At 61.1% G+C, this 12,945-nt stretch carries 11 protein-coding genes and 3 pseudogenes; 10 read left to right on the plus strand and 4 right to left on the minus strand.

Features of this window, described 5'->3' with window-relative positions; all coding sequences use genetic code 11:
- Positions 1 to 51 precede the first annotated feature (51 nt).
- A pseudogene (locus tag T5B8_RS18780) lies at positions 52 to 165 on the minus strand (leucine zipper domain-containing protein); the annotation flags it as partial.
- Between the two features lie 344 nt (positions 166 to 509).
- Here T5B8_RS18780 and T5B8_RS18785 point away from each other — a divergent pair.
- From T5B8_RS18785 to T5B8_RS18790, 3 genes and pseudogenes are all read left to right on the plus strand, one after another.
- Positions 510 to 1,421, plus strand: coding sequence for a cation diffusion facilitator family transporter (locus T5B8_RS18785; protein ID WP_353180859.1), 912 nt, complete (start codon positions 510 to 512; stop codon positions 1,419 to 1,421).
- Positions 1,422 to 1,824: 403 nt separating this feature from the next.
- Positions 1,825 to 2,037: a hypothetical protein gene (locus T5B8_RS20000; protein ID WP_502950815.1), complete on the plus strand. Its 213-nt coding sequence runs from the start codon at positions 1,825 to 1,827 to the stop codon at positions 2,035 to 2,037.
- Between the two features lie 93 nt (positions 2,038 to 2,130).
- A pseudogene (locus T5B8_RS18790) lies at positions 2,131 to 2,625 on the plus strand (thiamine pyrophosphate-dependent enzyme); the annotation flags it as partial.
- Between the two features lie 262 nt (positions 2,626 to 2,887).
- On the opposite strand, the gene T5B8_RS18795 reads toward T5B8_RS18790, so the two are convergent.
- Complete coding sequence (locus tag T5B8_RS18795; RefSeq protein ID WP_353180860.1) at positions 2,888 to 3,754, minus strand: SDR family oxidoreductase; 867 nt, start codon at positions 3,752 to 3,754, stop codon at positions 2,888 to 2,890.
- 116 nt (positions 3,755 to 3,870) lie between these two features.
- On the opposite strand from T5B8_RS18795, the gene T5B8_RS18800 reads away from it, so the two are divergent.
- The 3 genes and pseudogenes from T5B8_RS18800 to T5B8_RS20010 all read left to right on the plus strand — a co-directional run bounded on the left by T5B8_RS18800 (position 3,871) and on the right by T5B8_RS20010 (position 5,691).
- A complete protein-coding gene (locus T5B8_RS18800; protein ID WP_353180861.1) occupies positions 3,871 to 4,758 on the plus strand; it encodes a LysR family transcriptional regulator in 888 nt (295 codons plus the stop codon).
- Between the two features lie 302 nt (positions 4,759 to 5,060).
- Positions 5,061 to 5,204: pseudogene (locus tag T5B8_RS20005) on the plus strand (oxygenase MpaB family protein); the annotation flags it as partial.
- Between the two features lie 148 nt (positions 5,205 to 5,352).
- Positions 5,353 to 5,691, plus strand: a complete 339-nt coding sequence (locus T5B8_RS20010; RefSeq protein ID WP_502950816.1) for a hypothetical protein — start codon at positions 5,353 to 5,355, stop codon at positions 5,689 to 5,691.
- Positions 5,692 to 5,840: 149 nt separating this feature from the next.
- Here the strand turns inward: T5B8_RS20010 and T5B8_RS18810 are convergent, their stop codons facing one another.
- Positions 5,841 to 6,332, minus strand: a complete 492-nt coding sequence (locus T5B8_RS18810) for a pyridoxamine 5'-phosphate oxidase family protein (RefSeq protein ID WP_353180863.1) — start codon at positions 6,330 to 6,332, stop codon at positions 5,841 to 5,843.
- Positions 6,333 to 6,382: 50 nt separating this feature from the next.
- Positions 6,383 to 7,624: a YbfB/YjiJ family MFS transporter gene (locus T5B8_RS18815; protein WP_353180864.1), complete on the minus strand. Its 1,242-nt coding sequence runs from the start codon at positions 7,622 to 7,624 to the stop codon at positions 6,383 to 6,385.
- A gap of 115 nt (positions 7,625 to 7,739) precedes the next feature.
- On the opposite strand from T5B8_RS18815, the gene T5B8_RS18820 reads away from it, so the two are divergent.
- From T5B8_RS18820 to T5B8_RS18835, 4 genes are all read left to right on the plus strand, one after another.
- Positions 7,740 to 8,606 carry a LysR family transcriptional regulator gene (locus tag T5B8_RS18820; RefSeq protein ID WP_353180865.1) on the plus strand — a complete coding sequence of 289 codons (867 nt, stop codon included), beginning with the start codon at positions 7,740 to 7,742 and terminating at the stop codon, positions 8,604 to 8,606.
- Between the two features lie 230 nt (positions 8,607 to 8,836).
- The gene (locus T5B8_RS18825; RefSeq protein ID WP_353180866.1) at positions 8,837 to 9,454 is read left to right on the plus strand and encodes a trimeric intracellular cation channel family protein; all 618 of its coding nucleotides are present in this window, start codon (positions 8,837 to 8,839) and stop codon (positions 9,452 to 9,454) included.
- Between the two features lie 252 nt (positions 9,455 to 9,706).
- A complete protein-coding gene (locus T5B8_RS18830) occupies positions 9,707 to 11,833 on the plus strand; it encodes a TonB-dependent siderophore receptor (RefSeq protein WP_502950817.1) in 2,127 nt (708 codons plus the stop codon).
- 158 nt (positions 11,834 to 11,991) lie between these two features.
- Positions 11,992 to 12,912 (plus strand): acyl esterase, encoded by a 921-nt coding sequence (locus tag T5B8_RS18835; protein WP_353180867.1) that lies wholly within the window; start codon positions 11,992 to 11,994, stop codon positions 12,910 to 12,912.
- The last annotated feature ends 33 nt before the right edge of the window (positions 12,913 to 12,945 follow it).

Here is a 12,945-nt window from a genome sequence, read left to right on the forward strand (position 1 = left end):
CATCACTTAAAAATCGCTGCGGACTGTCCAATGGATGGGGTCCAGCTCAGCGCTCACGCCCATCGCCTGGGCGGCCTCGACCGGGCGCTGGCCGTGTTCGAGGATACGACGGACCAGAAGGGCTCGACCATGAAACGTCAAACGCGCATTCTTGTGGGTGTTCATCCGGGTCACTCCTGAAGCTTGACGGATTCGACACCCATCAGCTTTAAGGCCAGTGGCCCGGATGAACAACCTACTACTGAAAGATCACAGGCATGAGATGCCAATTCCTCGCCATGATCGTAGGTCAGCGCTTGCTGCAGCGCGGGAGCATGGGCGCGAATGCGTGGCCGGAGTCGGGCGGTGCATCTACTAGCGCGTGGCCAATGTGTAGGAGGATCTGAACAGGTAAATTTAAAAGACGCAGCACGACGAGATCGCGTTACCTCGGGCCAAGTGCACACGCGCCAACCCTCTAATAGGCTGCTAGTATCGCGGCTTTTCCGCTGCCGAGTCTGTCCATGGTAGTGCCTACTCAAGCCGCGCTCGAACAACGCACCCTGACGCTTTCCATCGCCACTACGATGACGGTGGCGGTCCTGGGGGTCACGTTCGGCCTGTTGGTTGGTTCACGTTCGATTCTCTTCGACGGGGTGTTCTCGACCATCGATGCGGCAATGTCGGGGCTGGCATTACTGGTTGCACGGCTGGCGGTACGCGAGGCCAGCCAGCGCTTCCAGCATGGCTTCTGGCATTTGGAACCGATGGTGGCGGGGCTCAACGGCAGCATCCTGCTGTTGCTGTGCTTCTACGCCTTCCTCAATGCCATTCAGGGGCTAATGGGTGGCGGCCAGGAACTCGCCTTCGGCCTGGCCATTGTCTATGCCGTGGTCGTGGCGGCGGCGTGCTTCACGATGTTCGCCTACGAGAGGCGGATCAATCGCCGCGTGGATTCCGAATTCCTGCGTATCGACATGCAGGGCTGGATGATGGCCGGCTCGATCAGCGCGACCCTGGCTGTGGCCTTCGTCATCGCCCAGCTGCTGGAACGCACTGCTTATGCTCACCTGACACCCTACGTGGATTCGCTGCTGCTAGCGCTATTGACGCTGTGCTTCATGCCGGTGCCGATCGGCATCGTGCGTCGCGCAATTCGAGAGGTCTTTTTGATTGCACCCACCGCGTTGGATAGCGAAGTTCATGCAGCGATGGCGCCGGTGATGGCGCGTGATGGGCTGATCGACTACTTCAGCCACGTCGCCAAGAGCGGACGCGGCCATTTCATCGAAATCGACATTCTCACCACGCCCGACTACGGCACGGGGCAAGGCATCGCGGTGCTCGACGAGATTCGCGAGCAGATTGCCGCCGAGCTCTCCATCCCGCCCGAGCGGCGCTGGTTCACGGTGGCGTTTACTGCTGATTCAAAATGGACATGAATCTGCCGTCCGGTGAAATATTGCAGGTGCCCGAGTATTAATACCTAGATTCTTTACTGAGGGCTCAATCGCTCGATAAGCCAGCAAGACGAGCCACGATGTCTCCCGTGGGTATGTATGCGTTGGAAATAAGCATGGTGATACCGTACTGGCCCCGCGTCGGAATAGCTGTCTCATCGTCGCGATTCTTATTGAAAGCGGTAGGTGCTTGCGGGCAAGTTTGCTCGGGGTACGCTAAACCAGCGAACCGCGTACTTTCGGCATTACACAGCTAAGCGAACGCATGCGTAACGCTTATGCATTTAGGAATGACTATATCGACGGTACGCTGACCGACGATTTGAAGGCAGAGCGCCGAAAGGTCGAAACCATGATCTTTCAGTTGCGTCTCTGCTAGTACTCGATGCCGGCCCTTCTCAAGGTGTGGTTCGAACGCATCTATTCCGTAGGACTGGCATATAGCGTGAATGTACTTGACGAGCAGCCAGGTGGTGATCGATATGGCCAGGGCATATTTGTCCGCAAGCGAGCTATAGTTTCGGTGTTGGGCGAAAGGGCTGGGCACAGTGGTCTCCGCCTTCAATCTCTATGTATAGAAATAGCAAGGCAGTGCTAGCACTTGTGGGATTGCGGCTCGGCAAGATTGTCGGTTGCGAGGTCGTCGCTTAGCGTCGTCACTCGGTTACGTCCGGTGGTCTTGCTTTTGTAAAGCGCCGTCCCTGCCGCACTCGGCTGGCAGGTCGCCTATCCCGAGCGACAGGTCGTCGCCCTGGCCGGCGACGGCGGCATCTCCATGCTCATGGGCGATCTCATCACGCTGGCGGCCGAAAACCTGCCCGTGAAGGTCATCGTCTACAACAACGAAACCCTCGGCTTCGTGGCCATGGAAATGAAAGTCGCCGGCTATATCGATTCCACCACCGATCTGCCGCAGGTCGACTACGCCAAACTCGCCGAATTGCTGGGCATTCGCGGTATCAAGGTCACCTCCTCGGCGGCCCTCGATGACGCGCTCAAACAAGCCTTCGAACACGATGGCCCGGTGGTCGTCGACGTGCGCATGGCCAAGCAGGAACTGTCCATGCCGCCGAAGATCGAGGCCAAGCAGGCGCGGGGCTTTTCGCTGTATATGCTGCGCGCCGTGATGAACGGGCGCGGGGATGAGGTCGTGGAGCTCGGTAAGACGAACTGGTGGCGCCGATAGGCCAGTACGCCGGCTATGGCAGTGGCCGCTTATATTGGGAAATCGCGGACCGTATGCTGACTTTTTGACTGCGAGGCGTGAGCGACTGACTGTAAAGGAAACCGCCGAGCATGTCGGCCTATCTGACTGCGCAGCTGTCGCCGCCCGCAGTTAGCTCGGTCGCACGGTACGGACGGTTTTCGGCCGTAACAGGGCACAGGCCCCGTCCAGCGCGTCCGATAAACGCCGGACAGGGCCCGCCCCTTGTGTACGCCGGAGTGGATCAGGCTGCCGCGAGGGTTTGGGCGGCGTCGCGATAGCTATGCAGCGGGCGGCCGAGCAGGGCGGCGACGCGGCTGCGATCGCCTGGTTTGGGAATCATGCCGTGGCTGACATAGCGCTCGGCCATCAGACGCATCTCGTAAGCCATCCAGCGGGGCATGAAGCGGGCCATGTTCTGCTCGAACCCGCTCGGGTCGTCACCGCCATAGGCGATGGAGCGGCCGAGCACATCGGACCAGATCGCGGCGATATCTTCGCCGGTCAGGGTGTCCGGGCCGACGATGTTTATGGTTTCGATCGGCAGTTTGCCTGCCGCGGCGTCACGTCGGATCAATTCGATGGTGGCCACTTCGGCGATGTCGCGCGCATCGACCATGGCGAGCCCCTTGCTGCCGATCGGCATCGGATAGATGCCATGCTGCACGATGACATCCTTCACCATCGCTTCGTTGTCGATGAAGTAGGTCGGACGCAGGATCGTGGCACTAAAGCCCATCGCTTCCAGCATCCGTTCGGCGCCGTACTTGACGGCGAAGTGGGGCACGTTGACCGCTTCGTCGGCCTCGAATACCGACAGGTAGACGACCCGTTCGATGCCGGCTTCGCGGGCGAGGTTGAGGGTGATGATCGCTTGCGTGAACTCGTCGCCGCTCACGGCGTTGAGCAGAAATAACGTACGGATGCCGGCGAAGGCCGCGCGCACGCTATCGATATCCAGCAGATCGCCCCGTGCGACGTCGACGCTCGACGGGAAATCGGCCTTGCCGGGGTCGCGGGTGAGAACGCGTACGTCGGCGCCGCGGTTGACGAGCTGGTCGACAACATGGCGGCCGACACGGCCGGTGGCACCGGTTACAAGAATGGTCATTTGAGTTCTCCTGGGTGGGGTGTTTCGACGAACTCAAATTAAGTGGTTCACGTGTGGGCGAATAGCCGCTATATATAGACGATCTGTTCCATTGGTGGGACACGTTCGGAGTGGCCATGGATCTGCTCGCGCTTGCCGATTTCACGCTCGTCGCGCGTCACGGCGGCTTCGGCCGTGCCGCGCGTGCGGCATACAGGCCCAAGGCAACCCTGTCGCGGCGCGTCGCGGGCCTGGAGGCATCGTTAAACGTACGGCTTTTTGAGCGGGGCGCGCGCGAGCTCAAGCTCACCGAGGAAGGTCGGGCGCTCTACGAGCGGGCGGGATATCTGCTCACCGAGCTCGAGGAAACGGCAGCTGCCATCGCCTCGGGCGGTACGCAGGTTCGTGGCCGGATGCGAATCAGCGTGCCGCTGCTTTTTTCGCAGATCGCCATGGGCCGACTCGCGGCCGAGTTTGCGCTGCGTTATCCAGACGTCCGGCTCGAGGTGACCACCGAAGATCGGGCGGTGGACATGATCGAGGAGGGGTACGACCTCGTGATCCGTGTGAACCCGGATCCGGACGAAACCCTGGTCGGACGGCCGTTCCTGCGAGACCGGCTTGTGATCGTGGCAAGTCCGGCGCTTGCCCGCGTGGATCATGCGCCAGTGCCCGCGGTCGTGCGTAACGTCGCACAGGACGACCACTGGTCGATTGTTGATGCGCAAGGCGAGGCGAGCATGGCGTTCGACCCGGTACTGCGTTTGTCGTCAATGATCATGATTCGCGATGCTGTCCGCGCCGGCGCGGGTGCAGCCTGTCTGCCGATTTCGCTTGTTGAGCAGGATATTGCCGCCGGGCGGCTCGCCCATTGGGCGGACGTGCCCGGTTCGGATGTTGCACTTTGGGTGCTCTATCCGACTCGACGTCTTGTCAATGCACGCGTCTCGGCGTTTCTCGATTTCCTGAAGGCGGCGTTTCCGACCGGCGCGGCCGAAGAGCTCGGCGCTTTTCTGGGTACCTGAACCGTTGCATTGATGTGGCCGGGGTGCATCGCGACCGATGAACTGGTCTCGAACGTCTCGGTGGCACCCTCGAGGCGGGACCACGTCACACTGCAATTGACCTATAAGCCGGTGGTTGCGGGTGTTCGGGACCGAGGTCTGATTTCAAGCAAGGCGCATCGCGGCGAACTGACGTTGTTCGACGTCTGTGATCACGGCCAGAGACACGCCGGCATCCATGCGCCCATCTGGCCTGGCGACAAGGACACGGCAAAACGTGTGGCCGACCACCTGATCAAGTTCATGAGACGGTCGCGGGTGACGTGATCGATGTCGGGAATCCCGAACTCTGCGGCTACGACGCCAACTCGCCACGCGATTCCATGTGGGCGACGTTAACGGAAATGCACTCCATGCTCTGGATCTACGAGCGCCTGGCGTTGCGTGGCTTCAGGTTGCCGCGCCGGCTGAAGCCGGAGCAGCGAGATCGCTGTATCGAACAGGTCAGCGAGTACTGCGCTTATTTCGTTGTCTTGCGGCCCGCCAGTTCTGTATCAGGCGATAGACCAGGCTCAGTACGCCGAATGCCAGGCAGAACAGCCCCAGCACATAGGGTTGGGTGAGCAGGGTGGCAAAAGTCACGCCCAGCACCAGCATCAGGATGATCGGGCGATAATCGAATCGGGCCGGCGGGTTTTGCTCGGCGATACTCGAGTCGAGCAGACCGGCCATGGCGTCGATGCGTTCGACACAGCTTGCCGAACAGGCAAGCCCGCCCGGTCTTTCAATGGCGCAGCTGCGACAAATGCCTTTCCCACAACCGCGGCAGACGCCGATTGCGGCTACCGATTCATGATTGAAGCATTTCATCGTGGGGCGCTCGGCAACGTGTTCGAATCGCGGGTTCGGCGCGCGCCTGCGCGCCGCCGTTATGCTTTACCGGCGCTATTCTAACCAAGCCCGGCCTACGTAACATACTGCGACACAAGTGTTTGTGTGCTGGTGCCGGCCAGTACGATGCCCGGCCGTGACGGATGGAACAGCGCCGCCGCGAATCATGCCGTCCGCCGTGGCACTGACCGCGGCGACCCGGCGCGTTGGTGTCAGCGCGCGGCCCGGATCGCTTGCAAGGGCACTTCGCGCCGCATATCGATCGTGTCGGGTTGGACCTGTTGCTCGGAGAGACAGTTGAGCCAGGCTTGCAGCGGTCGCGCACGATAGAAGCGGCGTAGGCCTGAGTCGAAGAAATCATCCAACCGGATATCCGCGCCGGGATACAGCAGTGTGTGTGCGGCTTCGGCTTCTTTTGTATCGACAACGACTGCGGCCTCGCAACGCAGATACAGACAGCGCTGGTTGTTCGTGCCGCGCGCCCGCGTCGAGTCGTAGTAGGTCAGAAACGCGAGCGGGTTGGCGCGGATGTTTTTCGAGTGAACCGCTTCGGTCCACGACGACCAGTAGATATCGAGGCTGGCATCGGGCACAGCCGTGGCTGGCGTGTTCCAGGGCTGGCTGTCGTGGCAGGTGGCGATATTGGCGTATAGACAGGTGCTCAGAATCTCGGCGCAGCGTGCGCCCAGGGCTTGTTCGTCCATGACAGGCTCCATTGGGTAGGTGTTTGATTCAGGGGCGTCGGGCATCGCGTTCAGCGCCCATCGGCGCTGTGGCGTGATGCACTTGTCCGGTGGGCGTGCTGTCCTTGCTGACGTGCGGGATCGGCCCGCCACGCCAGAATGCAGGCCAGCAGCAGAATCGCCGCGCAGATGGCAAATGACGGGCGATAACTGTCGGCCGCAGTCGAAAGCGCGGACAGGCCGTAACCGGCGATCGCCTGAGCGAGTGCGAATGCCGCCGTGGCCTGGCCCCATAAGCGTTTGTGCTCGGCTGGCCCGGCGATTTCGGCGAGGCGGCCAGAGGTGAGGGCGACGACGGCTGGCACGAGCGCGCCGACAGCGATCGACGAGGCAGACCGTAGCCAGAGGCCGGTCGAGATAAACGGCAGGCCCACGGCCAGGGCCTTGATGAGCAGCCCACCGGTCAGACTGGCCTGCCAGCCGGCGCGCGGCACGATGAGGCGTGTGATCAAGGGGCCGATCATCGCGCCCAGTCCGAACAGGGCCCATTGCACGTTGGCCGCTGCCATGCCCAATGCGACCTCGCGGGCAAGATAGTCGACCCAGAACACCGTATGCGGTACGAAGCCAATGGCATCGCCTGCATAGGCACCGATGACAAGCGCCACCGCCCAGCGGACCGCACTGTTCGAAACGGGCGCGTTCGTTTGATCTGCGGCGTCCGCGCGGGATGGGGTCGGTAAGCGATGCAGGGCAAGGTCGCCAGCGGTGCCGGCGATCAGCGTCAAACCGCCCAGAACGATCCAGGCGACCCAAAGCCCGGCCTGCAGCAGTGTGGGTACCAGCAGCGCCGATAACAGTGCGCCCATGCCGATGCCCGCAAACATCAAGCACCCGACGATCGGGCGTCGGTCGGGGCCGGTCGCAGCCAGGGCCGTGGCCGGGCCCACCACCATCAGCCATGCGCCCGTCAGGCCCGAGAGCACACGCCAGAAGAAAAACCAGACGAACGGGGCGGCGTGGGCGCAGGCCAGAAAACTCAGCGCGGTAATACCGAACGAGGCGGCGAGCGTGGCGCGCGCGCCGATACGTTCGGACACCGCGTGCGCCGAGATCGCACCGATGAAATAGCCCAACAGATTGGCCGCCCCCAGATACACCGCGGCCGATGTGGTGAACCAGTGGGCAGCCACCACCGGTGGAATAAGCGCCGTGTAGGCGAATCGCGCCAGGCCGATGCCCACCAGTGTGGATGCCAGGCCGACAACGATGGCCGGTATATCCGAGCCTTGGTGGCGTGTTGTTTGCGCCATGAAAACGTCCGGCTGCGTTCGAGCGTGGAACGCCAAAATAAGCCGGCGCTTATTTCATTAGAAACGATTTTTAATGATAATCGCGATCTCTTTTTAAGATCCGACGACGGGCGCCATGCAACTTCATTCGCTGCGTTTATTCGTCGCCGTGGCCGAGAACGCAAGTTTCAGCGGCGCCGCGAAGCAAATGCATACGGTCCAATCCAATGTGACCGCCCATATCAAGAAGCTGGAAACCGAGCTGGGCGTGGTGCTGTTCGAGCGCCAGGGCGGTATTCACCTCACCCCGGCCGGCCACGCCTTCATTCCGCATGCGCAACGGATTCTTGCCGCGCACGATAATGCCTGTGCCGCGTTTCAGGACGCGCAGGCGCCGAGCGGCGTATTACGTATCGGCTCGATGGAGAGTACCGCGGCGGTACGACTGCCCGATCTGTTGGCCAACTACCACAAGGCGTATCCGGGTATCGAGCTGCGCCTGACCACGGGCACGACGAACGATATCGTCTCTCAGCTTCTCGATGGCATCATCGATTGCGCCTTCGTTGCGGGCACGGTGCCTCATTCCAGCCTGTATTGTGTCGAGGCGTTTCAGGAGTCGCTCGTACTCGTTGCGGATGCGCCGATCAAGACGATGCCGGATAGCGATACGTTGCTGGAACGGCCATTTCTCGCGTTCAAGCAAGGCTGTCATTATCGACACCGGATCGAGCGGCTATTGGCCCGCGAGGGTATTGCTGCAGCGCGCATATTCGAATTCGGATCGATCGACGGTATTCTCGGTTGTGTCGCGGCCGGGATGGGGTATGCATTGCTGCCCAAAACGGTGGTCGATGCACACCGCTCGCGTTTTGCAATCCATTATCTCGAGTTGGCCGAGGAAATCGGCGACGTGGCGACATGGTTCGCAGCCACCGCCGCCGTGGGTTGGTCGCCGGCGCTGATCGCGTTCGAGCAAATGGTCCGAGCGCCGGCGAATTGAGGGCGGGCTGGCGACATCGTGCGACCGATATCGCGATGCCGTTTGTCTTTGTGACGCGATCGTTTGTGTCGGGCACGGTTCGCATGGCCTGGCGAAGCGTTTTGTCACTCGAAGGCGGATCTGGCGCCATTGCGGGTAATTGCCGATACGCTGCGATGGCGTAGGGTCGTCGTGCACGATTAGAATGACGCCAGCGACGCTACGCCATGCACGCCACCGGTTCGCGTTCTATGAATCTGTTGCTTAGCCTGCTGGAGCTTGCCGGAACGTTCGTTTTTGCGCTTAGTGGCGCGATGGCGGCAGCCCAGAAGCGGCTGGATATTTTCGGGCTGGCGGTATTGGCATTCGCGACCGGTACGGTGGGCGGGATCACCCGCGATCTGCTCATTGGCGCCACGCCGCCCCTGGCGATTGCCGATGCGCGCTATGGTGCGGCCACAATGCTCGCCGCATTCGTGGTTTTCTTCGGTTATCGCTGGGTGGATCACATCAGCCGACCGGTCGCGATCTTCGATGCCGCGGGCCTGTCGCTGTTTGCCGTGGGCGGCTCGATACGGGCCCTGGAATACGGGATTTCACCGGTAATGGCGGTTGTCATGGGCATTATCACCGGCATCGGTGGCGGCATCATGCGCGACGTGCTGATCGACCGTCTGCCCATGGTGTTGGCGCCGACCGAACTCTATGCCACCGCTGCGCTCCTGGGGTCGGCCATAGCGGTAACCGGCATGACATTGGCGTGGCCATTTTTGCCCACGGTTGTCGGCGCTGCCTTGTTGTGTTTTTTCGTGCGTTATATGGCCATGCGGCGAGGCTGGCACCTGCCGGTGCCGCGCGTGGATACATAACCGGCCGTGCAGGCTGTCGTCGGCGCCAACGATTCAAGCCTGCGAATGTGAATCGTTCGCATTAGTATTGACATGTTGTGGGCCACCACCTATCTTCGCTACGGGGCACCGGGTTCCGGGGCGGTGAACCCGATGCACCGGCGGGGGAGTACATGAAGCAACGCCTTGGCGTGGCCGTTTGGGCCGACGCCGGGCGGCTACTGTCGCTTATCCCTTGGTTGGACGATCTTTCATACCTTCGAGGATGACGGCATGGCTGACGACAAATCGCGTGGCACGTGGGCATGGCCACATGCTGCAAGCGCACTTTTCTACGGCACGGCGCTGATCGCCATGCCGCTTAGTGCCAATGCACAGGATACGGGCGAGGGTGATAACGCCAGTCAGTCGGTGGTGTATCGTCTCGCGCCGGTCCTTGTTAACGCGCAGGCTGCGCCGGACGACAACGCGGCCACCACTGTCGCCCGCGAGCTATGGATGGGGGGCAAGGTCGCCACCAGCATTCTCGATACGCCCGCGTCTGTCTCCGTGATTACGGAAAAGGAAATCGAGCAGCGCGATGCCGATACCACCGAGGAAGTGCTTCAATACACGCCGGGCGTGATCACCGACTACTACGGCACGGACGACCGTAACGACTATTTCCAGATTCGCGGCTTTCAGGCCACGACCTATCGTGACGGGTTGACGCTGGGTTCCATGCGCGGCGTGCGCGAGGAGCCATTCGCCTATGAGCGCATCGAGGTATTGCGTGGCGCGAACTCGACCCTGTTCGGCCCGGCCGATCCGGGCGGCTCGGTGAACTTCGTGAGCAAGCGCCCGACGTTCCAGCGCTTCGGCCTGGGCTATATTTCGTACGACTCCTACAAAAGCAAGGAAGTCGGCGTCGACGTCGGTGACACGCTCGACGACGACCAGACCCTGGCCTATCGCTTCGTCGGTAAGTTCAAGGATGGTGAGCGCGAATACGATTATTCGAAAGACAACGACCAGTTCGTGCTTGGCAGCATCTCTTGGGAGCCCACCGCGTATACGACCGGGACGCTGATCTTCGACTATCTCGATCGCGACAACACGCCCAACAGCGGCGGCTATCCGCTTGACCGTGAGTATGACCGCGACGACTTCTTCGGCGAGCCCGGCTTCAATTATCACGATGTCGAGCGCACCAGTATCACCGGCCTGCTCACCCATGACTTCGATAACGGCCTGACGCTGCAGGCGAATACGCGCTACAGCGACCTGAACGACGATTTCGGCTATGTCTACATCACCGATTCGCCCGCCCGCGCCGGCACGGTGGTCGATCGCGATTATTTCGGCACTGACAGCACGGCCCGGGAATATATCGGCAATGCGATCCTGCAGTACGACGTCAGCTTCGAGCATATCGACAGCAGTACGCTCGGCGGGGTCGAGTACCGGGATGCCTCGACCGACGACAGCTCCTTCTATGGCAACGCCGCGCCGATCGATATCACGAACCCGCAATACAGCGGTGCGCCGACCAACCTCAATATCTATAGCGGCAACGATCAGGACTACAAGACGCAGTCTGTCTTTCTGACCCAGAATCTGTCGTTCTTCGACCGCGTGGTCGCCACGGCCGGGCTGCGCCATGATTGGCTGGATCTGGCCAGTACGGATCTCAACGGTGTTCGCGCGTCCGATGATTTCTCGGAAACATCGGTGCGCGGCGCGCTGACCTATAAGGTCAACGACCAAATTTCAGCCTATATCAGCCAGGTCGAATCGGTTGCGCCGCCGGCCATCGGCGTCAAGCCCGAACGCGGGGAACAGTATGAACTCGGCGTGAAATACGCCCCGGCGGGGATGAACGCCTTGTTCTCCGCCGCGGTCTACGATCTGAGCAAGGACGATGTGACCATTGCGGTCGTCCAGGACAACGGCACGATCGAGCGGGAAACGATCGGCAAGTCCCGGGTGCGCGGCCTGGATCTCGAAGCCAAGGCCGAGCTGACGTCCAACCTGAGCCTGACCGGCGGTTATTCCTATATGGACTCGGAAGTAGTGCGCGGCACGCTGCGCGACGGCACCTCGCTCGAAGGCAAGGCGTTCAGCATCGCGCCGGAACATACGGCCTCGCTCTGGACCTATTACCGTTTGCCGGCATGGGACATGAGCGTAGGCGTCGGCGCGCGCTATATCGGTGCCTATTACTTCGATGCCGCCAACACCGACGAGAGCGACGCAGCAACGCTGTTCGATGCGGCATTCAGCTACGCGCTTGCCGACAACACCGATCTGGCGGTGAATGTGCGCAACCTGCTGGACGAGCAACACGTCGTGGGCTCCGGTACGGCGGACTACTACAACCCGGGGCGTGAGATCACGGCGAAGCTCAGCTATCGCTGGTGAGGCTGGCGCGCTCGTGTGCCTCCCGTAGCGGGGCCGGTGTGCCGCTCACAACTAAGAATCATAGGGAGTTGCCGTTACCGATGCCGAGTCGTCCTCCATCGTGGCAGGCGCGACTTCGAGATGGCGGGTGTTCGTCTCGGGCGGCAGGCCATGCCGTTTTGCAGCGGGATTCGCTACAGTCTCAAGAAAAGCAGGCTGTCAGTTCAGGCTGGCCGGCCCGGGATACCTCAAATCGAGATGATATGGCGGCTCCGAAAGCAATCTTGCCAGGCACGGGCTACGGTTACACCTATTCGATTTGCACGTTGGTGACCGATCAGTCTCAGTACGAGGCATGCCGACTGTCGTTCGAGCGGGCCGGTTTCGATACCGACGACTGCGAATATCTGTATATCGATAATACGGCCGGCAATACCTGCGATGGTTTCGCGGGCGTCAACGCTTTTTTAGACAGCGCGCGCGGTCGATTCATCGTGTTCGTCCATCAGGATGTTCGAGCCGATTTCGACAAACGTCCCATTCTTGATGAACGATTGGCGGCACTCGAGGCGAAGGATTCGCTATGGGCGATCTGTGGCAATGCCGGGCGTAGTCTGGATCGGTTGAACCTGGCGATCCGGATCACGGACCCTCACGGTGCAGACCGTAACCTTGGGCGGCTTCCTGCACGGACCTACGGATTGGACGAGAACTTCTTTATCGTCGAGCGTGCTGCGAATCTGGCCGTAAACAGATCGCTGAACGGGTTTCATTTCTATGCGACCGAATTGTGCTTCGTGGCCGACGTGCTGGGCCAGAGTGCCTACGTGATTGACTTTCATATAAAGCATCTGAGTCCGGGTAACCAGGATTCGGGCTACTACGACATGCGCCGGCGCTGGAGAGCATTCAGGAATAAAAAACAACGCGCCTATCCGGCGATGTCGACGTCCGATATTTCGGTATTCAGCGCCAGCTCGCTCGGATCGCCGCTGTTGACGTGCCTGCTCAACTGGGACGTGATGCATCGTAGGCGTCGTCTCGCGCGCGTGGTCGTGCGGCTATTGCGCCGTCGGCGTGCGGCGGATCGCCCCAGGTAAGTCTGCGCTGGGCTGGCGAGTGCTATGTTCGAC

The sequence above is a fragment of the Salinisphaera sp. T5B8 genome, assembly GCF_040361255.1.
In the GTDB taxonomy this organism is placed as follows: Bacteria; Pseudomonadota; Gammaproteobacteria; order Nevskiales; family Salinisphaeraceae; genus Salinisphaera.